Annotated in this window: 22 protein-coding genes; 15 read left to right on the top strand and 7 right to left on the bottom strand. The window is 50.4% G+C overall.

Going from position 1 to position 24512, the window contains the following annotated elements:
* Positions 1-39: 39 nt before the first annotated feature.
* The gene (locus tag AWQ23_RS05805) at positions 40-1206 is read right to left on the bottom strand and encodes a DUF58 domain-containing protein (RefSeq protein WP_062433406.1); all 1167 of its coding nucleotides are present in this window, start codon (positions 1204-1206) and stop codon (positions 40-42) included.
* Positions 1207-1230: 24 nt separating this feature from the next.
* On the opposite strand from AWQ23_RS05805, the gene AWQ23_RS05800 reads away from it, so the two are divergent.
* Positions 1231-1839, top strand: coding sequence for a GIY-YIG nuclease family protein (locus tag AWQ23_RS05800; protein WP_232308973.1), 609 nt, complete (start codon positions 1231-1233; stop codon positions 1837-1839).
* A gap of 131 nt (positions 1840-1970) precedes the next feature.
* Here the strand turns inward: AWQ23_RS05800 and AWQ23_RS05795 are convergent, their stop codons facing one another.
* Positions 1971-2441 carry a hypothetical protein gene (locus AWQ23_RS05795; RefSeq protein ID WP_062433402.1) on the bottom strand — a complete coding sequence of 157 codons (471 nt, stop codon included), beginning with the start codon at positions 2439-2441 and terminating at the stop codon, positions 1971-1973.
* Between the two features lie 166 nt (positions 2442-2607).
* On the opposite strand from AWQ23_RS05795, the gene lpdA reads away from it, so the two are divergent.
* The 4 genes from lpdA to hslO all read left to right on the top strand — a co-directional run bounded on the left by lpdA (position 2608) and on the right by hslO (position 6811).
* Positions 2608-4044 (top strand): dihydrolipoyl dehydrogenase, encoded by a 1437-nt coding sequence (gene lpdA, locus AWQ23_RS05790; RefSeq protein WP_030006237.1) that lies wholly within the window; start codon positions 2608-2610, stop codon positions 4042-4044.
* 134 nt (positions 4045-4178) lie between these two features.
* Entirely contained in the window at positions 4179-4376 is a 198-nt protein-coding gene (locus AWQ23_RS05785) for a hypothetical protein (protein WP_012306748.1), read from the top strand.
* Positions 4377-4496: 120 nt separating this feature from the next.
* Complete coding sequence (locus AWQ23_RS05780) at positions 4497-5813, top strand: PrsW family glutamic-type intramembrane protease (protein WP_012306747.1); 1317 nt, start codon at positions 4497-4499, stop codon at positions 5811-5813.
* A 101-nt stretch (positions 5814-5914) separates the two neighbouring features.
* Positions 5915-6811 carry an Hsp33 family molecular chaperone HslO gene (gene hslO / locus AWQ23_RS05775; protein WP_012306746.1) on the top strand — a complete coding sequence of 299 codons (897 nt, stop codon included), beginning with the start codon at positions 5915-5917 and terminating at the stop codon, positions 6809-6811.
* 49 nt (positions 6812-6860) lie between these two features.
* Here hslO and AWQ23_RS05770 read toward each other — a convergent pair whose 3' ends face one another.
* Complete coding sequence (locus AWQ23_RS05770; protein WP_030006234.1) at positions 6861-7718, bottom strand: Tab2/Atab2 family RNA-binding protein; 858 nt, start codon at positions 7716-7718, stop codon at positions 6861-6863.
* A 200-nt stretch (positions 7719-7918) separates the two neighbouring features.
* Here AWQ23_RS05770 and AWQ23_RS05765 point away from each other — a divergent pair, with 200 nt between their 5' ends.
* The 3 genes from AWQ23_RS05765 (at position 7919) to AWQ23_RS05755 (ending at position 9678) form a co-directional block, all read left to right on the top strand.
* On the top strand, positions 7919-8356 hold the full coding sequence (locus AWQ23_RS05765; protein ID WP_012306744.1) for a BLUF domain-containing protein: 438 nt from the start codon (positions 7919-7921) through the stop codon (positions 8354-8356).
* An 82-nt stretch (positions 8357-8438) separates the two neighbouring features.
* Positions 8439-9083: a class I SAM-dependent methyltransferase gene (locus tag AWQ23_RS05760; RefSeq protein ID WP_062433400.1), complete on the top strand. Its 645-nt coding sequence runs from the start codon at positions 8439-8441 to the stop codon at positions 9081-9083.
* A gap of 31 nt (positions 9084-9114) precedes the next feature.
* Positions 9115-9678 carry a YqeG family HAD IIIA-type phosphatase gene (locus AWQ23_RS05755; RefSeq protein ID WP_012306742.1) on the top strand — a complete coding sequence of 188 codons (564 nt, stop codon included), beginning with the start codon at positions 9115-9117 and terminating at the stop codon, positions 9676-9678.
* Between the two features lie 414 nt (positions 9679-10092).
* Here the strand turns inward: AWQ23_RS05755 and smc are convergent, their stop codons facing one another.
* Positions 10093-13722 carry a chromosome segregation protein SMC gene (gene smc / locus AWQ23_RS05750; protein ID WP_062433397.1) on the bottom strand — a complete coding sequence of 1210 codons (3630 nt, stop codon included), beginning with the start codon at positions 13720-13722 and terminating at the stop codon, positions 10093-10095.
* Positions 13723-13919: 197 nt separating this feature from the next.
* On the opposite strand from smc, the gene AWQ23_RS05745 reads away from it, so the two are divergent.
* Positions 13920-14645, top strand: coding sequence for a WecB/TagA/CpsF family glycosyltransferase (locus AWQ23_RS05745; protein WP_062433395.1), 726 nt, complete (start codon positions 13920-13922; stop codon positions 14643-14645).
* Positions 14646-14731: 86 nt separating this feature from the next.
* Positions 14732-15292, top strand: a complete 561-nt coding sequence (locus AWQ23_RS05740; RefSeq protein WP_062433393.1) for a Uma2 family endonuclease — start codon at positions 14732-14734, stop codon at positions 15290-15292.
* Positions 15293-15385: 93 nt separating this feature from the next.
* Here the strand turns inward: AWQ23_RS05740 and AWQ23_RS05735 are convergent, their stop codons facing one another.
* Both AWQ23_RS05735 and AWQ23_RS05730 read right to left on the bottom strand, forming a co-directional pair.
* Complete coding sequence (locus AWQ23_RS05735; RefSeq protein ID WP_030006231.1) at positions 15386-15697, bottom strand: DNA-binding transcriptional regulator; 312 nt, start codon at positions 15695-15697, stop codon at positions 15386-15388.
* A complete protein-coding gene (locus AWQ23_RS05730; protein WP_030006230.1) occupies positions 15684-16064 on the bottom strand; it encodes a type II toxin-antitoxin system RelE/ParE family toxin in 381 nt (126 codons plus the stop codon). The genes AWQ23_RS05735 and AWQ23_RS05730 overlap by 14 nt, the downstream gene beginning before the upstream one ends.
* A gap of 129 nt (positions 16065-16193) precedes the next feature.
* On the opposite strand from AWQ23_RS05730, the gene AWQ23_RS05725 reads away from it, so the two are divergent.
* Positions 16194-17699 carry a UbiD family decarboxylase gene (locus tag AWQ23_RS05725; protein ID WP_062433390.1) on the top strand — a complete coding sequence of 502 codons (1506 nt, stop codon included), beginning with the start codon at positions 16194-16196 and terminating at the stop codon, positions 17697-17699.
* Positions 17700-17837: 138 nt separating this feature from the next.
* A complete protein-coding gene (gene mnmG / locus AWQ23_RS05720; protein ID WP_062433388.1) occupies positions 17838-19757 on the top strand; it encodes a tRNA uridine-5-carboxymethylaminomethyl(34) synthesis enzyme MnmG in 1920 nt (639 codons plus the stop codon).
* On the opposite strand, the gene AWQ23_RS15745 is transcribed toward mnmG, so the two are convergent.
* Positions 19754-20113 (bottom strand): ferredoxin, encoded by a 360-nt coding sequence (locus AWQ23_RS15745; protein ID WP_071884906.1) that lies wholly within the window; start codon positions 20111-20113, stop codon positions 19754-19756. The genes mnmG and AWQ23_RS15745 overlap by 4 nt on opposite strands.
* Positions 20114-20202: 89 nt before the next feature.
* Between AWQ23_RS15745 and AWQ23_RS05715 the strand changes: the two genes are divergently transcribed.
* From AWQ23_RS05715 to speB, 3 genes are all read left to right on the top strand, one after another.
* Entirely contained in the window at positions 20203-22800 is a 2598-nt protein-coding gene (locus AWQ23_RS05715; RefSeq protein WP_062433386.1) for an ATP-binding protein, read from the top strand.
* 183 nt (positions 22801-22983) lie between these two features.
* Positions 22984-23502, top strand: coding sequence for a response regulator (locus tag AWQ23_RS05710; RefSeq protein ID WP_062433385.1), 519 nt, complete (start codon positions 22984-22986; stop codon positions 23500-23502).
* Between the two features lie 59 nt (positions 23503-23561).
* Entirely contained in the window at positions 23562-24455 is an 894-nt protein-coding gene (gene speB / locus AWQ23_RS05705; RefSeq protein WP_012306732.1) for an agmatinase, read from the top strand.
* Positions 24456-24512: the final 57 nt, after the last annotated feature.

Genomic DNA, 24512 nt, shown 5'->3' with positions numbered 1-24512 from the left:
GAGAATTGCTCACGCTGCCCTGGTTTGCTTGGGATTACCCTAGGATAAAAGGCGATCGCTTTGCCGTTGTAACTGTTGGGGTAGGGGATCGATGGGATTAATGATGAGACCCGGACAATGGCCCCCGGTCACCGTTTGTTCAGGCGCTCCTTGGAAAAAGAGCCAGCGGTTGCCGGGGTTTAGCTCCAGGAGCGTTTGGGGGTTTTGGGTTAACCATAACAATGAACCTTCCGGGCGGGATAGAGACGTATTTTCTCCTAATGGCTCAGGATTAATCCGGGCCAGGGCTTCGAGGATCGTCGCGCGGCTGTTGAGCAGACCACTCTGGGCTGTCCAAAATTTCACATTCAGTTGCGATCGCCGGGCATAAAAATAAAGAGACGCCGCCGCACTGGCCGCCTGTTCAAAACTATCGGCCTCCCAAGCAAAATGATGATCCAAACAAATAATCAGTTCTTCGCCGCCCGTGGTGATTTCTAGCTCCCGTACCTTAAATTCCCCAAAGCGGGCACTACTGCGCCAGTGGATCAACCGCATTGGGTCGCCCATCCGGTAGTTCCGAATCGCCTTCGTCATCCCTTCGGTGGCGTTTTGATAGAGATTTTCACTCTGAAATTTGGTGCTGTCTTCGCTGCCGATGTGGTCAATGATCGGGCAACTACTGAGGGGGAAAATTTGCGGATAAACGACGACACGGCCCGGCACAGGACGCTGCCGCCGACACCAAAACAAGCCCAAAGGATTTGCGGTGCGCAACTCGACCCCTTCCCACTGAAATACACCACGTTTTTGGGCATCTAGCTCGTAGACCCAATCTAAACTTTCCTGGGGCAAGAGAGTTTCTAGCACTGTCCGCCGGGGTGCCCCCAAGCCAGACGAAATTTGATCTGTGACAGCAATGAGGGTTTTGGCGTTTTTACTGTCATTGGTCAAGGTTAGATGGAGGCTTAAAACTTCCCCAACGCTAACCGGGGCCGTGGGCGATCGCCAGATCTCAAGTTGCCTCAAGGCTCGCACTGGCAGGATTGCCCCTAAACATAAAATGGCGAGGATCGTACCGCTGAGGACATATAACCAGCCCGCCATCGTATTTGTGGCGGCCCCAAAAAAACAGAGGGCAATGACAAATAAAATGCCACCCCCATAGGCGGGAGCGACCCAACGTCGTTCGAGGCTGAGGTGAAAATTATGCTGCGGTTGTGCCATAGGTTGAAGAGAAAACCATTAAGGATGTTTACGATCGCCGCTCTCCAGGGGACGGCCTTACCTAGGATCAATAGTAATGCCCCTTTCCATTGTTCCCAATTGTCTATGTCTTTGCCCAAACTCGCTGAGTTAGACTTTTTGCCCTATATCGATGCTGATGGGGCGATCGCCCCGACCCTGGGGGGCAAAATTGGCCTCTATGGAATCTTCGATGGAAGTCAGACCCTCTGCTATGTCGGTTATTCCCGTGATGTGTCCAAAAGCTTGCAGCAGCACCTTATTCGTTGTCCGGAACAATGCCATTGGGTGAAAATTTTTCAATGCGATCGCCCCAGCCGGACTCTCCTAGAGGAAATGCGGGCTGCTTGGTTAACAGAAAATGGCACTGTCCCCCCCGGCAACGGCGAGGCAGAATCCCTCTGGACGCAACCCATCGACATTAAAGAAGATTTGCCCCCAGCAGCACGGGAAGCCCTCCAGCAGAGCACCGAATTAGAAATGGTCAAACACCTGAAAAACTATGCTCGCCAGCGGGAAGCAACTATCAAAGAATACCTAATCGGGCGGGGCCTCAAAATTGACCTCCGCTTTCAGCCCAAGCTCAAGGAACAGGGGCTCCTAGACCTGAAATAATGACGGCTACAACTGCGGAAGAATATAGCGATCAAGAATTGTGGGTAGTGCTGTTGAAGTATTCAATGTATTCAATATTGACATCACACCGGAAGCAATAGATCCCACAAGTTAAATACTCACTTTTGGATTTATTGCGTCAAGGGACAACCCTGATCACGGGTGAGAGAAACAACACTATGGCGAGAATAGGGTTCTTCCCCAGAACTTTTGGCAATGTCTAACTTGACTTTCAGGGCACTCATCTGAGGATGGTCTGCAAAAATAGATTCGGCTAAATTCCGGTTCATAATTTCCCAGTAATCTGTTTCGTTGGGGTATTCCCGTAGAAAACGTTCGATTTCAGCGGCAAGGGGCACAAAATTAATGTAGTTTGACCGCTGGGCCGTGGGTTGGTCAACGTAGCGAAAATCGACAGCAATATTGAGAATTGCCCAATCTTGGTGCTCAATGGCATAGTCATCGATGGTGAAGCCAAAACTTTCTTCCCGCAGCAGGCAAGGATCAAGGGGTGTGGCGATCGCCGCTGACATCGGTGAAGTAAACAGCAGTAGGGCCACGCTGAGGGCCAGTAACTTCTGGGGTGTGAAATGCAACATCATGGTTCAACCTGATTGACCGAATAACCCCACTGCTTTTTTCCCTTAGAGATCGACAAATACAACAGGCGATCGCCCATTGCGGTTTTGCGGGGGAGATGACTGTGGGGGACGGCAATTAGGATAAGCTAACAAAAGGAAATTGGCTGAGTGAGAGCATTAAAACTTCATGAGTGAAACACAGTTTGATTATGATTTGGTGATTATCGGCGCGGGGGTCGGTGGCCACGGTGCCGCGCTCCATGCCGTGAAATGTGGTCTAAAAACGGCCATCGTTGAAGCCGCAGACATGGGCGGGACTTGCGTCAATCGTGGTTGCATTCCGTCTAAAGCGCTGTTGGCTGCCTCCGGAAAAGTCCGGGAAATGCGCGACCAGAAGCACCTCAGCGAGATGGGCATTAATGTTGGTGCGGTTGATTTTAGTCGTGAGGCGATCGCCGCCCATGCTACCGATTTGGTAAACAAAATCCAAAGCGATCTCACCAATAGCCTCAAGCGTTTGAATGTCGATATTATTCGCGGTTGGGGAAAAATTGACGGCGTCCAGAAAGTCTGTGTCATAGGCGAAGATGGTGTGAAAAACATCACCGCCAAAGAAATTATGATTTGCACTGGCTCGAAACCCTTTGTCCCCCCCGGCATCCAAGTCGATGGCAAAACCGTTTTCACTAGCGACGATGCAGTCCGTTTAGAAACCCTGCCCCAGTGGGTCGCAATTATTGGAAGCGGTTATATCGGCCTCGAATTTTCCGATGTTTACACCGCTCTCGGTTGCGAAATTACGATGATCGAAGCCCTCGATGATCTGATGCCTGGCTTTGACCCAGAGATTGCGAAACTAGCAAAACGCGCTTTAATTGATAGCCGCGACATCGAAACCTATACTGGCGTCTTTGCCACGAAAGTTATTCCTGGCTCTCCGGTCAAGATCGAACTCACCGACGCAAAAACTAAAGAAGTCGTCGAAAATCTTGAAGTAGATGCTTGTCTGGTCGCCACCGGGCGCGTCCCCGCCACAAAAAACCTCGGTTTAGATGCCGTTGGTGTAGAAACAGACCGCCGGGGTTTCATTGAAGTCAATGACAAAATGCAGGTGATCAAAGACGGTCAACCTGTACCCCACCTCTGGGCTGTGGGCGATGCCACCGGAAAAATGATGCTGGCCCATGCTGCCTCTGGCCAGGGGGTTGTGGCCGTCGAAAATATGATCGGCAATGCCATGACCGTTGACTATGCCGCGATTCCGGCAGCAGCGTTTACCCACCCAGAAATTAGCTATGTGGGGATGAGCGAACCCCAAGCGAAGGAAGCCGCCGCTGCTGGTGGTTTTGAAATTGCCACGGCTAAAACCTATTTCAAGGGAAATTCTAAAGCCCTCGCTGAAAAAGAAACCGACGGCATCGCCAAGATTATCTACCGTAAGGACACCGGAGAATTGTTGGGCGTTCACATTATGGGGATCCATGCTTCGGATCTGATCCAAGAGGCTGCCAATGCGATCGCCGAGAAAAAACCCGTCCAAGAATTGGCGTTTAACGTCCACGCCCACCCGACCCTCTCGGAAGTTCTCGACGAAGCCTACAAGCGAGCGAAAGTCACCGCGTAAATTACGTTAGAATTTGGCATCAAAACAGGGGTTGTTCGCTGAATAGATTCAAAGGAAACCTCTGTTTTGCCCTTATCTCACTCTTTTTTATAATCCCCTAAACCAAATCTTTGAGGCATAAAACTATGGTTTCGATGACCCCCAAAAGTGGTGTTTTATTATTACTATGCTGCGTCTTTGCAATCGCCGCTGTGGGTTGCGTGTTTGAACTCAGTTCCGGCGAACCCGATCTCGGTGCGACCAATACCACCATTATCCTGGCCCTCAGTATTCCCCTGACCATTGCTTCTTTTTTGTGGGCCGTCCAAGACACCCGTGCCAACCAAGACTAGGCGTTCAACAGCCCGTATCAATTTACAAAAATATCTTTAAGATCCGGCAATCTATCGTTATAACTAAAGTTGAGGCGGGGCGCTCCTCCGTCTTTTGCGTTTTAGAAAAAAATTATTACGATGCAAGCTTCTGGTATTTTGCGCCAAATTTCCACTGGCGGTGTTCAAGCCCCACTGCTGCCCGATTTTTCCCTTGATCATCGTCAAGAAATTCTCATTGGCCGCGAACCCAGTTGCCAGATTGCCCTCAACCCCAATCTTTACACCGTTGTCTCCCGTCGCCACGTTCTGATTCGTCCCCAGGGTCAAGGTTGGGAAGCCGTTGATCTCGGCAGTGCGAATGGCACCTTTATCAATGGTCAACGGTTACAAGGTTCACGAATCCTGCAAGCAGGCGATCGCCTCACCCTCGGAGACAATGGCCCCAGCTTTAGTTTTGAGCTCCAGAGCCAAGGCCACAATCCCCAGGCTCCCCTCGATCCCGGTTCCCACATCCCTGTCCCCGGCCCCATTGTCAGTCCCAACTCCAACCTCACCCTGACCCAACTTTTTCCCATCGCCGCCACCGGGAAAGACCTCTCCAGCAAAGCCTATCTCGTGCCGGGGATCCTCACCGTTATTTTTGTCGTCCTCATGTTCGCCACCATTGGCGCACCTGGACTCTTTAATTTTTTACTGGGAACCTATATTGCTGGGGCCGCTTTCTACTACATTTACCAACTCTGTGGTAAGCGTAAAGCTTGGATCGTTATACTTGGTTCCGGCTTCCTTACAGCCCTCATGTTAGTTACCCCGGTTGTTGACTTATTCATTTTTGTATTTCGAGTCATTCTGCCGGGCAATATCAGTGACGCTGATGGCGTGGGTCGGCTCTTCGTCGGCATGTTTTTTGGTGCTGGCCTGATGGAAGAAATTTTGAAGGCAATTCCTATTTTTGTCGCCATGGGCATTGGCAACCTATTTGGCCCGAAACGTCGCGAAAAAATTGGCGTCACCGAACCCCTCGATGGTATTTTGCTTGGAGCGGCCTCCGCCGTCGGTTTTACCCTGATTGAAACCCTCGGTCAGTACGTCCCCAACATCATTAACGAAGTTTCCCTTCAAGTCGATCCCGGCACAGGGGAATTACTCGGTTTACAACTGCTCATTCCCAGAATCCTCGGCTCCGTAGCTGGGCACATGGCCTATAGCGGTTATTTTGGTTATTTCATCGGCCTCAGTGTCCTCAAGCCCTCAAAGTCTGTGCAGATCCTGATTATTGGTTGCCTTACCTCCTCGTTACTCCATGCCCTTTGGAATACTGTCGGCTCCTTCAGTAGTATCCTGTTGGCGGTGGTGGGGGTTTTCTCCTATGCTTTTCTTGCTGCGGCAATCCTCAAGGCCCGCGCCCTTTCCCCTACCCGCGCAGAAAATTTTGCCACCCGCATTGCGAAATAATCTGGCCTAAATCTAAAACGAGAATCTCCGACCCCCACCACGATTTTGTGACGGAGAAGTTGCCATAATAGAATTTACAAAAATTCACTTTTCCTAGACCTATGGCAGATCAACTCATTCGCGGTACCGCAGCAGACAATGGCATTCGGGTAGTGGGCGTTATTTCCACGAACCTCACTGAGGAAGCCCGACAACGCCATAAATTATCCTATGTGGCGACGGCTGCCCTAGGTCGCACCATGGCTTCGGCCCTGTTGATTTCTTCAAGTATGAAAAAACAGGAAGCGCGCCTCAATCTGCGCATCAAAGGCGATGGCCCCCTGGGGGGATTATTGGTGGATGCTGGCCCAGATGGCACCGTGCGGGGCTATGTGCAAAATCCAGGCGTGGAGTTACCCCCAAATGCAAAGGGAAAGTTAGACGTGGGCGGCGCTGTGGGCAAAGGATTTCTTTATGCGGTAAAAGATTTTGGCCGGGGCTACCCTTACTCCAGTACGGTAGAGCTGGTTTCTGGGGAGATTGGCGATGATGTTACCCATTATTTAGCAACCTCGGAACAAACCCCTTCGGCGTTGTTAGTGGGGGTCTTTGTTGGCGCAGAAGGAGTCACTGCCGCTGGGGGAATTTTGCTGCAGATCTTACCGAAAGCAGCCCGTGATGAAAGCTTAGTGGCCAAACTAGAAAGTCGGCTGGGGCAATTATCGGGCTTTACGCCGTTATTGCAGCAGGGCAAGTCTCTCCATGATATTTTCCAGGATCTCCTCGGTGATGAAGACCTCAACATTTTTCCAGAGACACAAATGGTGCGCTTTGACTGCGGCTGTACCTTTGAGCGGATGATGGGTGCCCTGAAGATGTTGGGCCAGGATGAGTTGCTGGATATGATCGAAAAAGATGGCGGGGCAGAGGCCACCTGCAATTTCTGCAACGAGGTGTACCATGCGGATGTGGATCACCTGAGTCGCTTGGTTGAGGAATTAAAGGCTGATGCCCATTAGAGAGCGCTTTCTAGGTAAAGTTTGTTTTTCTAAGGAAGAATTTTAAGGATTATGCCTGGAGCATCCAAAACCCGGCAAATTGTTCTTCGTCGGGGCTTTTTTGGATAGCAAGGAAATGAATTCCTGCTGCGGCTTTTTTGGCGGCTTCAAATGATTCTGCTTCTTTGAGGGTTTGGGCGTTGGGTAGGTCGGCGACGATCCAACTGTCGCTCACCCCTGTTTCGAGGACGAGGCTACTGCGGGGGTTTTTTTGGAGATGGAGAAATCCGAGTTCGAGGCCAGACATCCAACCAGCGAGGGGGACAGCCCTGGGGGAAAAAATCAAAAGACCGGGGATCTTTGTCGTGGGGTCGAGGTGGGTCAGGGGAAAGGGTTCGCCAAAGGCAATGTCCCATTCGTCAAAATCACTGAAGGCACTAGCTTCGAGGGAAACGATCGCCCATTTGTCTCCTTTATCCCCTCGGACGGCATCGGGGAGGGCGATCGCATTAAGGGCGGGATATTGGACGGAGCTAGATTTGGCGGATTTCTCGTCGTAGTTGGCTTCCTGGGGATAGACTTCCTGTTCCCGCTGGGTGATCCAGGTCATGAGGGTATAGGTGCGACGGGAGGGGGCGGCGGGAATGCCTGCATCTTCGCAACCTTTGGTGATCATGTTATTCATCTGGCGGCGAAAGAAGCGGATCTTGGTGGGGCTTTGGCCGGAGGTGGCGATCGCCTTTTCGATGGCCGTCTTGAGGGTGATCGAATTTACATCGGTGTTGCTGCAAAATTCACTGTAACGGAAAAGGGTCGTCGGATCCTGCTGGATGCGGGTGGGGGTTTCGCAGATGAGGATTTCCCACAGTTTTTTGTCGTTGTCATCCAAAAGCGGGCGCGAATAAAAATCAAGTTCCCAAATAGTCACGGTAAATCTCAACTACACAACTAAACCATTACTGATTTTGCCCCATTGACCTTGCTTTATTCAATTCCAGGGGTTGCAATTTCCCCAAGAGCCGTCCTTGAGCCTGAAGGCACTAAGGCGATCGCCTTCTTGATCACCGCCGGAGATGAATTTTTTTTGGTAGTCTTATACACGTTATTTCGGGGTGGAAACACAAAACCATGGCGCTTTATCGACTTATCTACGTTAGCCAGGCGATCGCCGAGCTAGAGTACCGCGATCTCATCGAAATTTTGCAAAAATCGGAGTTTAACAATCGTCGAGCTGGAATTACGGGGATGCTAGCCTTTGGCGATTTGATGTTTTTACAAATTTTGGAAGGGAGTCGGCGGGCCATTAGTGAAACTTACAATCGCATTTTGCTAGATTCGCGCCACACCAACGCCGAATTAATCGAGTTTTCAGAAATTGACCAGCGCGACTTTGGGATCTGGTCGATGAAGGTTTTGCAACTGAATAATCAGGACGAAGTGCGGCAGATTATCCTGAAATATTCCCATTCAGAGACCTTTTCGCCCGTTTCGATGACCGGCCCCCAGAGCCTTAATTTTTTGCGAGAAATCACAGCCCTCTATCACCAGGGAGGCATCCAGCAATAGCGCGGCAGCGGCGGGGATTCTTTGTTAGCTTATGTTCTGGACTCTGTGCATTTTTTGACGATATTTTTCCGAGGCGATCGCCATGGCTACCTTTCTCCGGACTCTCAGCTACCGTTATCAATGGCTTTACGACACCATTTCCCGCCTCGCGGCCCTAACCGTCGGTGGTGAGACCCGTTTTCGGAACCTTGCTCTCCAGGGCTTAACCGGAGACAAAACCCTAAAAATCCTCGATTTATGTTGCGGTGCTGGCCAAACCACCCAATTTCTCACCCAATATAGCGACGACGTCACCGGGCTTGATATTTCCCCCCTCGCCATTGAACGGGCGAAAAAAAACGTCCCCCAGGCGAATTATGTCGTTGCCCCTGCCGAAAAAATGCCCCTGCCGGATCAGCAGTTTGACTTAGTCCATACCAGTGCTGCCCTCCATGAAATGACCCCGACGCAACTGAGCCAAATTTTCCAAGAAGTGTACCGTGTCCTTAAGCCTGGCGGTATCTTTACCTTTATCGATTTGCACCAGCCGACCAATCCTTTTTTCGTTCCCAGTCTCTATACGTTCATGTTTCTCTTTGAGACCGAGACCGCCTGGCAGCTGATCAAAACTGATTTAGCCGAAAAACTCACCACCACAGGCTTTGAAATCCATAAACAGGAACAGTATGCAGGCGGAAGTTTGCAGATGATCCAGAGCCGAAAACCGGGAAGTGAGCCGCTAAAATAAAAGCTTGGAAATCAACAGCAACTGAGGTGTTATGGCGCTATTTAATTCCAATCTACTGGAGCCAAACTTAATTTTAGGGAAAACCATTTTGCATCTCAGTCCAGAGATTATCCGTCATCATCGTTTAAAGGGTTTGATCCTCGATGTGGATGACACGTTGGTCTCGATGCGCCAGAGCTATGCCTCAGATGATGTGCTGGAGTGGGTGACCCAAGTCAGACGGGTGGCGGATATTTGGCTCGTGAGTAATAACCTCAGCCAAAAACGCATTGGGCGGATTGCTGAATCCCTGGAGTTACCTTATTTGTTCGGGGCGAAAAAACCATCTCGGAAAAAGCTCCGTAAAGCGATGGATGCCATGGATCTGCGTCCCCAAGAAGTGGCGATGGTTGGCGATCGCCTTTTTACAGATGTCCTCGCTGGCAATCGCTTGGGTTTATTTACGATTTTGGTGGAGCCGATGATTGACCCCCTCGTGGCGACACGCCAAAACCCAGTGCGGAATATCGAAGTCTGGATTTCAAAATTCCTTGGGGCCTCCTTTGATGACATGAAACAAACCTTTACAAAAGGCCACAAAAGTAAACCTCGATAAATATAAAAAAAATGTTACGAATCTGTTGAGATTGGCAATCATCAGGCATAATCTTTTACAGAAAATATAACAAGGGATCACCTGATATATATAGATCCCAACATAATAAACTACTAAAATTCTTTTCAACTTGTTTCGTTCGGGTCGATTCCTCAGGGGATCGATTTTTTGTCTGTTTTGGGTAAAATAACAGCGTTTCTTCTGGTTTTCAGCGAAAATTGTTACAGACCGAAACCAAAGAAAACATTTATCAATATTCCAAAAAGCGCAACTAGCTAAAGATAGACTTATTTTGTCAGCTAAGTTTAAATACCTATTCCGCAATCCAGATTTCTTAATTTTTACCTTCTAGTGATAGGTGATTGTCTATTAAATGGGCACTAAAAATAGCTCTGACAAAGTTCTCAAAAAGCATCACAATTGAATCCCTAAAACCTGGGTATAGGCACCCCGGGCCTGGGTGACACCAATGGTGCGCTGGGAAGCTTCGATCATCGGCCGCCGTAGACTGACCACCAAAAATTGCGCCTGGGCCGCCTGCTGCTTAATCATTTTAGAAAGACGCTCCACATTCGCCCCGTCTAAAAACATATCCACCTCATCGAAGGCATAGAAGGGGGAGGGACGATAACGCTGGAGCGAAAAAATAAATGACAGGGCCGTGAGGGATTTTTCCCCCCCGGACATGGAACTGAGCCGCTGTACCGGTTTGCCTTTGGGGTGAGCCACCAAATTCAAGCCCCCCGCAAAGGGATCCGTTGGGTCATCCAATTGGAGATAGCCATCACCGTCAGAGAGGGTAGCAAAGATTTTTTGGAAATTTTCGTTGACGGCATCAAAAGCTTTTTTAAATTCCTGGAAGCGGCGCGTGGTAAAGCGTTCAATGCGGGCCAAGACTTCGAGGCGTTCCTGTTCGAGGGTGGATAATTTTTCAGATAGCTCCCCAAGGCGAATTTGAGTTTGTTCATATTCCTTGAGGGCGAGCATATTCACGGGTTCGAGATCTTCGATTTTCTTTTGGGTGCGACGGCTGGCCCGCTGCAGTTTCTCAATCTGTTCTGTGATCTCCTGGAGGGCTTGGTCGAGTTTTTCGGGTACTACTTCCAGGATCAGATGGGCGGGATCAAGATCCGGCGGCAGTTCGGCCTCTTGGGCTTGGAGGTGCTGTTGCAGTTTTTCGAGCTGTTGCGCCCGTTCCTGTCGCTGGGTTTGGAGTTTTTCCAGACGCCATTGACTGTCTTGGTGCTGTTTTTGGAGATTTTTGAGCTGAATTTCCGCCTGATCCCGTTGTTTTTTTACATCGCCCATCTGGGCAGAGAGTTCCGCCAGCAGGGTTTCAGTGGTTTGGATTTCCGTATCAATTTGATCGAGTTGGGTTTGGATAACAGCGATTTGGCCTTGGAGATCTTCTAGTTGGGTTTGGGTTTCCTGGAGTCGTTGTTCGTCGTTGGTTAATTTTTCACTGAGACGAATTAGCTGGGCGTCGCGGTCTTGGATCGTTCGTTGGGTGCTGTTGAGGGTCTGGGCAGCCGCTTGGAGGGTGACTTCCTGGGCTTTGATTTCCTGTTGAATTTCTTGCCACTCCCGGTGAGTTTGCTGGGCTTCGAGCTGGGCTAGATGTTGTTGTTGGATTACTAATTGTTGTTCGAGTTGCGGAATTGTCTGGGTGAGATCTTCGAGGTGGGTTTCGGCGATCGCCAATTCGTTTTGAGACTGCTGTTGCTGTTGTTGGGTTTGGGCAAGTTGGGGGCGCAATTTTTCGAGGGATTTCGTGAGTTGCGCCTGGTGCAGTTGGGCTTCCCGTTCCCGTTGGCGGGCTTGGGTCAGTTGTTGACTGAGATCCTGGAGGCGATCGCCTTTGTCGAGGAGAGCATTTTCGGTGTAGCGCAGCAGGTGCTCAATTTCTTCGAGTCGTTCCCGCAGAGCAATAATTTCCGCCGAATCCCCCGTGGCCATGCTGCCAAAATGGAGGGTCAATTTTTGGGAGAGGCTGCCCCCGGTCATCGCCCCCGTAGTTTCGAGGAGTTCGCCATCGAGGGTGACAATGCGGGTTTGCCCCATAAAATTCCGGGCGAGATCGAGGCTTTCAAAGACAGCAGTGCTGCCGAAGACATAGCGAAAAATATCCAGATAACGGCGATCGCATTGAATCAGGTTAACGGCAAAATCAACAAAGCCCTGGGCGTAGCGGGGAATGGTGTTCGTGGGCAATTTCGGGGCGCGAATTTTATTCAAGGGCAAGAAAGTCGCCCGGCCTGCCCGTTGATTTTTCAGAAGTTTGATCCCCGTCGCCGCCGTTTCGTCATCTTCAACGACGAGATAACCGAGCCGACCCCCAGCGGCAATTTCTAAGGCCCGTTGGTAATTTTTTTCCACTTGGCCCAATTGAGCCACTAAACCATGGACACCGGGTAAATTGGCGTTCAAAATCACCTTCGTCGCGTAGGTGCCCTGGGCTTCCTGTTGAGCCTGGGAACGGGCTTCGAGTTGATCGAGTTGCCGTTGTTTGTCCCGCTGTTCCCGTTGGAGGCGATCGCCGGTTGCTTGGTCGAGTTTGTGACTTTCTTCCAGTTGGGCGAATTGTGTCGCAAGGGTTTGGATGGTTTCCTGCTGACGGGTAATCTCCGTTTGGGTCGTGGCTAATTCCGTTTCCTGTTGGCTGATATCGGCGCTGAGTTGGGTAATTTGCTCAGTTTGGCTGGTGATATTGTGCTGGAGCTGGCTAAGGCGTTCCTGGAGGAGGGCTTGTTCGGTGCGTTGGGGATTGAGTTGATCTTGGATGCCTTGAATTTCTTTGGCGATCGCGGCTTGTTCTTGTACCCAAGCTTCCGAAGAACTGGCTAACTCATCGGCCCGGTGGCGACTGTCTTGGAGGATCTTTGCGGCGGCGGCTTGGGCGGCCTGGTGCTGGGGGAGGGTTTCTTCCTGGAGGGTGAGTTTTTCTTCTTCGAGGCGTAGGAGTTGTTGTTGGTTGACCTGCACCGTTGCTAAAAGTTGGCGGTGGAGCTGGAGCGATCGCCGTTGGTCTTCCTCTAATTCCGTTTGCCGTTGGCCCCATTGGTGCCGTTTTGCCTTTTGGGTGGCGAGTTTGGACGCAACCGAAAGTTGTTCATCTTCCCCAAGGGCTTTTACTTTCGCGTTTAAACTTTCTAGGGTTTGGCCAGTCTGAAAAATTTCCCCATCCAAAGCGTTCAAATTTTGAGTTAACTGGGTGCGTTCCTGGGCGCTGCTGGCGAGATCCCGTTGCAGTTTTTCCTCCTGGAGTTGGAGCGATCGCCACGTTAAAAGAACTTCTTCCTGCTGCTGGCGGGCCAGGTCAATTTTAAGCCGTTGGTATTGTTCGGCCTTGAGGCGATCGTCGGCCAGCTTTTCTAAATTGCGTTCTAGCTCCTGGCGAATGATGTGGCACTTTTCTTCCCGTTCTTTGACTGCATTGAGGGTTTCCCGGGTCTGGGTAATTTTGCGGTCAAATTCTGCCACGCCCGCCAGTTCATCGATGATTTCCCGCCGCTCCCGCCCGTTCATCGTAATGATCCGGGTCACGTCCCCCTGGAGCACGACGTTATAGCCTTCGGGGTAAATGCGTAGGCGATTCAGTTGTTCGTGGAGTTCCGTAGCAGTGCAGGGCTGGTCATTAATGTAATAGGTCGAGGCATAACTGCCGCTTTTGGTAACCCGGAGTTTGCGCGTCACCGTCCAATCGTGGCTCTGGAATTGCGCTAAAAATTCTTTTAATTCCGAGGCTTCTGTGGCTTCCGTTTGATATTGCTGGGCGAGATCACTGAGATCAAAGGTGACCGACACCACCGTTTCGGCAGCACCTTTCCCTTGGCTGTGTTTGTGATTGATTAAGTCTGGTAATCGTTCGGCTCGCATCCCCTTGGAACTGGCGAGGCCCAAGCAAAACAAAATGCCGTCGAGGATATTCGATTTTCCCGAACCATTTGGCCCAGAAACCACCGTAAAACCAGGACGTAGGGGCACGGCGACGGTACCACCGAAGGATTTGAAGTGGGAAAGCTCGATTTGCTTGATGTGTACCATCAGCGCCGGACGGGGGACAAAACAGAGGTTGAGTTAGAATTTTAGCGTCTAACTGCCCAGGCAAAGTGTTTTATCAGTGGCGATCGCCAAATCTTCCTGAGAACTTTAGACAAGCGCGATCAATAGCCTGCTAGAGTGGATGCTATATCTTGACGCCTAACTTTTTGTCTATTTCACTAAGGTGTTGACGTTCGTCTATGTTGACTGCTGAATCTTTTCTGCCGAGTGTCCCTGTATTTCAGGTGTTGGTACATCTACACCCCAACTATTGCCAATGGCTGACTGAGCGGATCCAGCACCATCAGGGAACGCACGTGGTCACCCTCAACGCCGAAATTGCGATGATGACTGAAAAAAGCAAGGCGATCGCCAAGGTGATCAAGCAGGCAGATTTGATTATTCCCGACGGCGCAGGGATTGTCCTCTACCTCAAGCTCAAGGGCAAAAAACAGCACCGGGTACCCGGCATCGAACTCGCAGAACAACTGTTGGCCCAGGCCGCGGCCCATGATTGGCGGGTGGTCTTTTTCGGCGGCTCCCCTGGGATTGCTGACCAAGCAAAAGAAAATTGGCTCAAACGTTATCCTGATTTAGATATCACGACCCAGCACGGCTATCTCACCCCAGAAATGGCAGCGGACTGGCAAGGTCAACTTAAACAGTTACAACCCCAACTCATTTTCACTTGCCTTGGTGTCCCGAAACAGGAATTTTGGATCGAGGAACATCGCCATCTTTGCCCCCACAGCACTTGGATTGGTCTAGGGGGAAGTTTTGATGTGTGGGCTGGGGTAAAACAGCGGGCACCAAAACTTTGGCAAAAACTCCATTTAGAGTGGCTTTATCGTCTTTATCAGGAACCTTGGCGCTGGCGACGGATGTTAGCGTTACCGCAATTTGTTTGGCGTGCTTTGTGGTCTTAGTCAATTCAAATGCTTGAAGTCAAAAGCAACATCTGCAGAATTGAGTAGGATTAAAGAAACATCATCAACGAATCAAGGTGCTTGGTATGGTAGACACCCTCGCCCAAAGACTAACCCTCCAAGCTTTTTTACAGCAACCAGAAACAACACCTGCCAGCGAATATATTGATGGAGAAGTCATTCAGAAGCCGATGCCAAAAGGAAGGCATAGCCGTTTACAAGGAAAGCTTTGTGCTGTGATTAATCAGGTTGCAGAAGACCAAAAAATTGCCTATGCTTTTCCTGAATTAAGATGTAGCTTTGGTACACGCTCCATCGTGCCTGATATTGCAGTTTTTCGGTGGGATCGAATTCCCTTTACCGCAACTGGCAGCGTTCCCGATAATTTTGATCTCGCACCAGATTGGACGATCGAAATTCTTTCCCCAGACCAAAGAGCGAATAAGGTTCTTGGTAATATTCTCTATTGCCTGGAACATGGCAGTCGTTTGGGATGGTTTATTGACCCAGATGATCTTAGTATTTTGTTTTTAGAACCCCAGCAACAACCCATCTTATTCCAAGGGGATCAAGAGGTTCCTGTCTTACCAGAGTTAGATATCAAGCTCAGTGTCGATCAGATTTTTCATTGGCTAAAAATGATCTAATTTAGAATCCTCTTTTTAGAGGCGATCGCCCCTAGTTTCTAAAGGTACTATCTGTACAAAATAGACTGAGGAATTGTCTTCAAAAAACCCACATCAAAATAGAACAACTTCCAAGCCATTCTTCTTGACCAAATGGAGTAGCTTTAATGCCATTCCACTCGGTTTTTTTTTGCCAATTTCCCACTTTTGTACAGTAGAAACACTAATATTTAGCAGCGCAGCGAATACAGCTTGACTGACTTGACAAGTTTCTCGGATTTCTTTGATTTCTTCGGGATTTAATGACGGCACTGGAGGCAAACAAAGCTGTTCAAATTCTCGTAACGTCATTTGATCCATCACTCCTGCTTGATGCAAACCATCAACGGTTTCATGGATCGCTTCAAGAAGTTTAGATTGTTTCATTACAAATTACCTCAACTAATTCACCTGCATCCTGGGCTATTTTTAAATCTTGTTTAGGCAGTGATAGATAGAACCGAGCCAATTTTTTTAAAGCTTCTTTCTCTCGCTCATCGATATTACTCCGTTCACTTTTAGAAAAACCATAGATAAAGAAACAGCGATCGCCTTGATTAATGGCCAGCAATGTGCGAAAACCACCGCGTTTGCCCTGGCCTGGACGAGCCACCCTTTTCTTGATTAAGCCACTGCCTAAATCTCCATCATGCAGACCCGATAAAATTTCTTGTACCGCCCGACAAAGATTTTGATCCGCGATATTTTGCTTTTTTGCCCAACGCCAAAATGTACGTGTTTGATAAATAATCATAGCGTTCCTCTTGGCTAAGTATAGCACCAAGTACTAGCTTTTATAGAGGCTTTAATCGTTGATGTCTGATTCCTGTTTCCCGAATAAACCCGTTAAGCTATATTACGTACTCATTTTCAGACGGCAGACATGGCACGGGATTTACGCGCATTTATCAAATTGGTAGAAGAACGGGGGCAACTGCGCCGCATTAAGGCTCTGGTGGATTCGGATCTAGAGATTGCCGAGATTGCAAACCGGATGCTCCAGGTGGGTGGCCCGGCGTTGTTATTTGAGAATGTGCGGGGGACTTCCGTTCCGGTGGTGGTGAATCTTTTGGGCACAGTGGAGCGCATCTGTTGGGCGATGAAAATGGAAAAGCCCGAAGAATTAGAAGATTTAGGCCGAAAATTGGCGATGCTCCAGCAGCCGAAGCCCCCGAAAAAGATTTCCCAGGCGATTGATTTTGGTAAGGTGCTGTTTGATGTCCTGAAGGCGAAACCCGGTGGGAGTTTTTTCCCTCCTTGTCAACAGGTGGTGATTGAGCAGGAAGAACTAGATCTGGGTTTGATCCCGATGTTGCGTCCCTACCCGAAGGACGCGGGGAAAAATATTACCCTCGGCTTAGTGATTACGAAAGATTGTGAAACGGGGGTGCCCAATGTGGGGGTTTATCGCCTGCAATTGCAATCGAAAAATACGATGACGGTGCATTGGCTCTCGGTGCGGGGTGGGGCACGTCACCTGCGGAAGGCAGCAGAAAATGGCAAAAAATTAGAGGTGGCGATCGCCATTGGTATCGATCCGATCCTGATCATGGCGGCGGCAACACCGATCCCCGTGGACTTGTCAGAGTGGCTGTTTGCAGGGCTATATGGCGGTTCTGGGGTGGCATTGACCAAATGTAAAACCGTCGATCTCGAAGTCCCTGCTGATGCCGAATTTATCCTCGAAGGGACAATTACCCCCGGCGAAATGCTCCCCGATGGGCCATTTGGCGATCACATGGGCTACTACGGCGGTGTGGAGGATTCCCCCTTAGTGCGCTTCCATTGTCTGACCCACCGCAAAGATCCGATTTATCTGGCCACCTTTAGCGGTCGCCCTCCCAAGGAAGAAGCGATGATGGCGATCGCCTTGAATCGGATTTATACGCCGATCCTGCGGCAACAGGTTTCCGAGATTGTCGATTTTTTCCTGCCGATGGAGGCCCTCAGTTACAAGGCCGCGATTATTTCCATCGATAAAGCCTATCCTGGCCAAGCTCGTCGCGCTGCCCTTGCCTTTTGGAGTGCCCTGCCCCAATTTACCTATACGAAATTTGTGATTGTGGTGGATAAAGATGTGAATATCCGCGATCCACGCCAGGTGGTTTGGGCGATCAGTTCTAAAGTTGATCCCGTGCGGGATGTGTTTATTTTGCCGGATACCCCCTTTGATACCCTCGATTTTGCCAGCGAAAAAATTGGCATGGGCGGCCGCATGGGCATTGACGCAACGACAAAAATTCCCCCCGAAACTGACCACGAGTGGGGTGAAGTCCTTGAGTCCGATCCTAAGATTGCCGAAAGATGCGATCGCCGTTGGGCAGAATATGGCCTCGCTGATATTGATTTAACCGCCGTTGATCCCAACAAATTTGGCTACGAAATGTAGAAAACAATCCCGATCAAACCCAAAAATATCCTCAAAATTGCAGGAGCTAAACTCACATTTTGCCCAGCGAACAATCTGCCTCGCCTTGATAGAATATTGAATCCCTAGTCCTAACCCATCATTCCCCAAAACAAAACAATGCTGCGAACCCCCGTTGATTTTCAAGATGAGTTTGATGTCATTGTCATTGGTGCTGGCCATTCCGGTTGTGAAGCGGCCTTGGCCTCGGCTCGTTTAGGTTGCCGCACGCTGATGTTGACCCTCAACCTCGACAAAATTGCCTGGCAACCTTGTAACCCGGCTGTCGGTGGCCCCGCAAAATCCCAGTTAACCCACGAAGTGGATGCCCTAGGAGGGGAAATCGGTAAGATGGCAGACCGCACCTATCTCCAAAAGCGGGTGCTCAATGCGTCCCGGGGGCCAGCCGTCTGGGCCTTACGCGCCCAAACCGACAAACGCGAGTATGCCGCGGTAATGAAAAATATCGTTGAAAACCAAGATAATCTTGTGATTCGCGAGGGGATGGCGACGGATCTTGTGCTAGGCGACAACGATGAAATTTGTGGGATTCAAACCTATTTTGGGACTTGTTTTGGGGCCAAGGCTGTTGTCCTAACAACGGGGACTTTCCTTGGGGGCACGATCTGGATTGGGAACAAATCGATGCCTGCGGGCCGGGCCGGAGAATTTGCCGCAGTGGGCATGACGGAAACCTTGAACGAGTTAGGGTTTGAGACGGGGCGCTTAAAAACAGGCACCCCCGCCCGGGTGGATCGCCGTTCGGTCGATTACAGCAAAATGGAAATTCAACCGGCGGACGAAGAGGTACGGTGGTTCAGCTTTGATCCTGAAGCCTGGGTAGAGCGTGAACAAATGCCCTGTTACCTGACTCGAACAACCCCAAAGACCCATCAATTGATTAAAGATAATCTGCACCTGTCTCCCATCTATGGTGGCTTTATTGATTCCAAAGGCCCCCGTTATTGTCCGAGCATTGAAGACAAAATTGTCCGGTTTGCCGATAAAGACTCCCACCAAATTTTTATTGAACCGGAAGGGCGCACGATTCCAGAGCTTTATATCCAAGGTTTTTCGACGGGACTGCCCGAAAGTCTCCAGTTACAAATGCTCCAAAGTCTGCCGGGGATGGAAGATTGTGTGATGCTCCGCCCAGCCTATGCGGTGGAATATGACTACTTACCCGCAACCCAGTGTTACCCCACCCTGATGACCAAGCGGGTCGAAGGTTTATTTTCAGCGGGACAAATCAATGGCACCACGGGCTACGAAGAAGCAGCAGCCCAAGGAATCGTGGCAGGCATCAACGCGGCGAAATTTGCCCAGGGTCAGGACATGGTTGTTTTCCCCCGGGAACAAAGCTATCTAGGCACTTTGATTGATGATCTGTGTACAAAGGATTTGCGGGAACCCTACCGGATGTTGACTTCCCGTTCGGAATATCGCTTGATTCTCCGTTCTGATAATGCCGATCAGCGGTTAACACCCCTGGGCCGGGAAATTGGTTTAATTGGCGATCGCCGTTGGGCCTTGTACCAAACGAAGCAGGAAAATATTGCGGCCGAAAAAGAACGACTCCACACGGAGCGGGTTAAAGAATTGGATCCCTTGGGTCAGAAAATTGCGGCGGATACGGGCCAAAAAATCAAAAGTTCTGTGACCTTAGCGGATTTATTGCGGCGACCCAAGTTCCACTATGCCGATCTCGCCAGTTATGGCTTGGGGAATGAGGCGCTCACCCAGGCAGAGCAAGCAGGGGCAGAAATTGATATTAAATATTCTGGTTATATCAAGCGGCAACAAAACCAAATTGACCAAATTAGCCGCCATGCGAATCGGAAATTGCCGGAAGGTTTGGATTACTTGACGGTGGAAACCCTGTCGATGGAAGCCCGGGAAAAATTAAATAAGGTGCGCCCCCTCACCATTGGTCAGGCCACACGCATTGGCGGCGTCAACCCGGCAGATATTAATGCCTTGCTGGTTTATTTGGAGGTGCAACATCGTCAAAAAAACGCCCAGGAAGCCGTTACCTCCTAAATCAACGACCCTGGGGGATGAATTCTGGGGTTAAGTTTTGCTCGCACGGAGTTAGCGATGTCTCGATGCCCTAGGGGATCGCCTTGGTGGAGTGCGGCACAAATATGGGGCACATCGGCAGGAGTTACCTGGCAGTACCATACCTCTGTGGGTACCAGGCGCACGGTCACACCCAAGTGGCATTGGCCTTGGCAGGGACTGGCGATCGCCAAGACCCGTGGCGGTAGGGATGCCCGCTGAAAAGCCTGAAGAATTAACGCACTTCCCCGCTCACGACAGCTCCGGTGCTGGCAAACCAAAAGATGGCGATCGCCGGGCTGACCGGGCGGAATAATGCTCAAACTTGTTTGGGACATGGCGAAACAGGGCACAGCAGGGGGCAGCGGGCAATTTTTAAATTAGGCGCGACAATGGGGATGAGCACTGATCTATCGCAACCGGGCCAATGACCTATCTTCCGCTGGCACAAGCATCAACCCTGACAAAGTCATTACTCCATATTTTGATTGTAGGGGAAGATTTAGGGCGATCGCCCCTGGAGGATTGCCTAGAGCAAATTTCTCGGTGGGATCTGAGTTGGCGATCGCAACCCTTTGTGACCCCCCTAGAACCCGCCGATTTGATCATTCTCTTTTGTCCTGAGGCACTAACCGAAATATGGCTTGATCAAAGCTTGGCCCTGGCACTCCCGGTGGTGGTGATTACTGCCGCCCCGCTCCCCAAGCAACCTGGCTTGATCGCAATTCCCCCCGGAGAGCTATCGCCGTTGACCCTAGAACTCGGTTTTCGGGCTGTGCTCCAGGAAAAAGCCTCCGACTTGGTGCGTCAGCCAGCGCCCCGTCCCCTAGAAACCCATCTCCAGCTCACCACCATTCTGGTCAAATTTTCCCAGGCCCTTTTCCGTCCTGAAGCCACCCTAGATAAGGCCTTGGGAATTCTGGGACGCCACCTCCAGATGGAGCGGATCACTATTTTTCAATGGCATTGGGATGGGGCAGGTCAGATTAATTCGCCCCCCAACATTGTTGAACAATGGTCCTATGACGGTTCTCCCCCTTGCCAAAAAAAGGTCGCAGAATTTCCCCTCCACTGGTGGCAACAACTCCTAGAGCTTGGTGATGTCGTGGCGATCGCCCACCAGCACCAAGACCCAAAATTAGTTCCCCTGTTGGAGTTCTTAGATGTCAAGGCATTTTTGGGACTACCGATTTTTGACCACCAAGGCCACCACTGGGGTCATTTAATTTTTACCAGCGAAGTAGCCCGCGCCCATTCCTGGTCAGCCCTAGAGATTCAAGCCCTAAAGATGGCGGCGGAACTGCTCCACCACAACTTGATCCGCACCGCTACCCAACGGGAACTAGAAGCCTCCGAAGCACTCTACGCCGGGATTGTGACCCATTCTGCGGAGGCTATTTTTTTGATCCGTGTCCACCGGGCGATCGCCATTACTGCTGCGGCTCCCGTTGACCTGACCGAGTTGGTGACTGAGTTTACCTTTGAAATGGTCAACCCCACCTACTGCGAAAAAATGGGGGTTTATCCCCGGCAAATCATTGGGAAATCGCCCCAAGCCGTCTTTCCCGAAAAGCTGGCGCAACAACTGTGTGATTCTTTCCAGGGTTGCCTCGAAATTGGTGAAACGCTGTTGTTTGAAGAAGTGATCGAACTTCCCGACTGCACCCAAATTTGGCGGACTTGTCTGATCCCGATCCGCGATCGCCAGGGCACCATCCAACAGATCCAAGGCAGCGCCCGGGACGTCACCGAAGAGCGTCAACTGGAACTGACCAAAATGCGCTACAGTCGCCATCAACATATGTTGGCTTCCTTGACGGTTAAAATTTTGCGCTCCTGGGATATGGACAAAATGTTAACTACGACGGTGCAGGAACTCCGCAAAACCCTCCAAGCCGACCGGGTGATTTTTTGGGAGATCTTGAATGAAACTGAAGGTAAAGTGACGGCGGAGGCGACTCACCCCAATGTCCGCTCGATGCTCCACCATCGGTTTCCCCTGGCGGCTTTTAACCGGGGTGATTTTGATCTATTTCGCCAGGGGGAACTCCAGACCTGCATCGACGTAGAAGCCGCGAAGTTTCCCCCGGCCCACGATGCTATGCTCCGGGAATATGGCGTTGTCGCCTACGCTGTTTTACCTGTCCTCGTGAGTGCTATGGATGATCCCGAAGGAGAACCGCGGCTAAAGGGTTTGATTTGTGTCCAGCAGTGCCATTTTCCTCAAATTTGGAATGCCGATGAATTGCATCTCCTGCGCCAGCTCATCAATCAAATTTGCATTGCCCTCAACCAGGCGGAACTACTGCAACGCCAACGCCATTACACCAATGAACTGGCCCGTTCTAACCAAGAACTCGAACAGTTTGCCTATGTGGCGTCCCATGACCTCCAGGAACCGCTGCAACTGGTGGCTAATTATGCCCAACTGCTAGCCCGTCGCAACGGCGATCGCCTGGATGAGCGTTCTCAACGTTATCTCCAGCACATCACTGCGGGCACCCGCACGATGCAAACGCAAATTCAAGACTTGCTGCGTTATTCCCGCCTGAATACCCGTCAAAGTAAACCGGAACTGGTGTCTATGGAGGATTGTCTCCAACGGGCGATCACCAACCTCAAGCTCAAACTCAAGCGGACCCACACCCAACTCCACTGCCCCAAAATCCTCCCAGAAGTCCTGGGTGATGGGAGTCAACTCCAGAGCCTCTGGCAAAATCTCCTCAGCAATGCGATTAAATACCGGGGCGATCGCCAACCCAAAATCACGATCAACGTCACCGAGACCGAACACCACTGGCAGTTTATGGTCGCAGATAACGGCATTGGGATCGATCCCAAACATCAGCAGCGCATTTTTCAAATTTTTCAGCGGCTCCACACCCAAGAAGAATATCCTGGCACTGGAATTGGTCTCGCCATTTGTCACCGCATTGTCAAAATCCATGGGGGCGATATTTGGGTCACCTCCCAACCCCAGGCAGGGGCAACTTTTTACTTCACGCTGCCCATTTATCACCATTGAGTAATAAACCAATGGCAAGTTGAGGGGCGATCGCCTTTAGCCGCAAAATAACAGAAAAATTTAAGGCATCCGCAGGGTCATGCCCCTAGGTAGGTTCGATACCATTGAGATCGGTAGTATATTTTGAAAAATTTAGAGTCATCGTAGCCTAGACCCTTTCTTTGGCTTCTAACCCCAACGCCCTTGACCCAAACGCCCAACGCCCCCATTTATTCTGCTTGTTCCTTGACCGCCATCCAACGCTCCATTCTGATGGTGGATGATCAACCTGGCTATCTGGAGTTGATGGCAGAAGTCGTCGAAGAATACTTTCCAGCATTGCACCTCCAAACAGCCCCCAATGGTGAACAGGCCTGGCAGTTTCTCAATCAAGGACAAGCCCTCGCGCCGTCGGCAGCCGAGAGCCAGAGCCATTGGATTTATCCCTCCCTAATCATTTCAGACTTAAATTTACCCAAAATATCCGGCGTGGATCTCCTCCATCGCATCAAACAAGATCCCTATCTCCAGGCGATCCCGGTGATTATTTTTAGCACCTCCCAGGCCGAACAAGATATCCTCCGTTGCTACCAGGCCCAGGCCAATTGCTTTATCACCAAACCTAGTAATGTGGATGATTTTTTTACCGTGGTGCAGCAAATCATTGCTTTTTGGTTGAATTTGGTGACTTTACCCCATTTTCCCCCGCAAGAGATCCCTTGAGACCGTTTTGACGTATAGTTTTAGGTCTATTTTTCGGTTATCGCGGTTAGGGAATATCTATGTCTCAATTTGTCTTACAAGATTTCATTGGTTCTGAAGTGGAACGGAGCTATGCAGAATCTCCGGTAGTGATTTTGCCCATTCCCTACGAAGCGACAACCACCTATCGCAAAGGTTGTGAATGGGGGCCGGATGCACTCTTAGAAGCGTCCCACCAGCTGGAATGTTATGACGATGAGTTGCGCCGGGAAACTTGTTTTGATGTGGGGATTTTTACCCATGGGGCGATCGCCGATACGCGCCAGAATCCTGGACTGTCCGCCGAGGAAATGCTAGCGGTCACCAGCGAAACTACCCAAAATCTCTTGCAAGATGGCAAATTTGTGATTGCCCTGGGGGGAGAACACGCCATTACTACAGGGGTCGTGAAAGGTCATCTGGAGTTTTACCAAGAACCCTTTACGGTGGTACAAATTGATGCCCATGCGGATCTGCGCCAGAGCTACGAAGGTTCTGAACATAACCATGCTTGCATTATGCGACGGGTAATGGATTTGGGGTTGCCGAGTTTGCCTGTGGCGATCCGGAGCCTCTGTCGGGAAGAAGCGGATTTATTGGCAGCGAAGGAAATTCCGGTGATTTGGGCGTGGGAGATGCAAAATGACCCCAACTGGATCGAAACGGCGATCGCTAATATTAAAACAGAAAAAGTTTTCCTCACCATTGATCTAGACGGCATTGACCCGACCCTGATCGCTGGCGTCGGCACCCCTGAACCCGGTGGCATGGACTGGTACAGCACCCTGCGCTTTTTGCGTCGCCTGTTCCGGGAAAAACAAGTGATCGGCTGCGACATTATGGAACTGGCCCCCTTAGATGACTCTGTGGTTTCTGAGTACACCGCCGCCAAGCTGGTGTATAAACTCATCGGCTACTGGTACGAAAATCGCTAGACTTTTCCCAAGGATTGGGTCGTCTGGAAAAATCTTGGGGCAATGTAGGGCTTCGCT

Source organism: Picosynechococcus sp. PCC 73109 (assembly GCF_001521855.1).
Lineage (GTDB): Bacteria > Cyanobacteriota > Cyanobacteriia > Cyanobacteriales > MRBY01 > MRBY01.
Note: the sequence above shows the minus strand (reverse complement) of the source record. Positions and strands in the feature narration are given on the sequence as shown.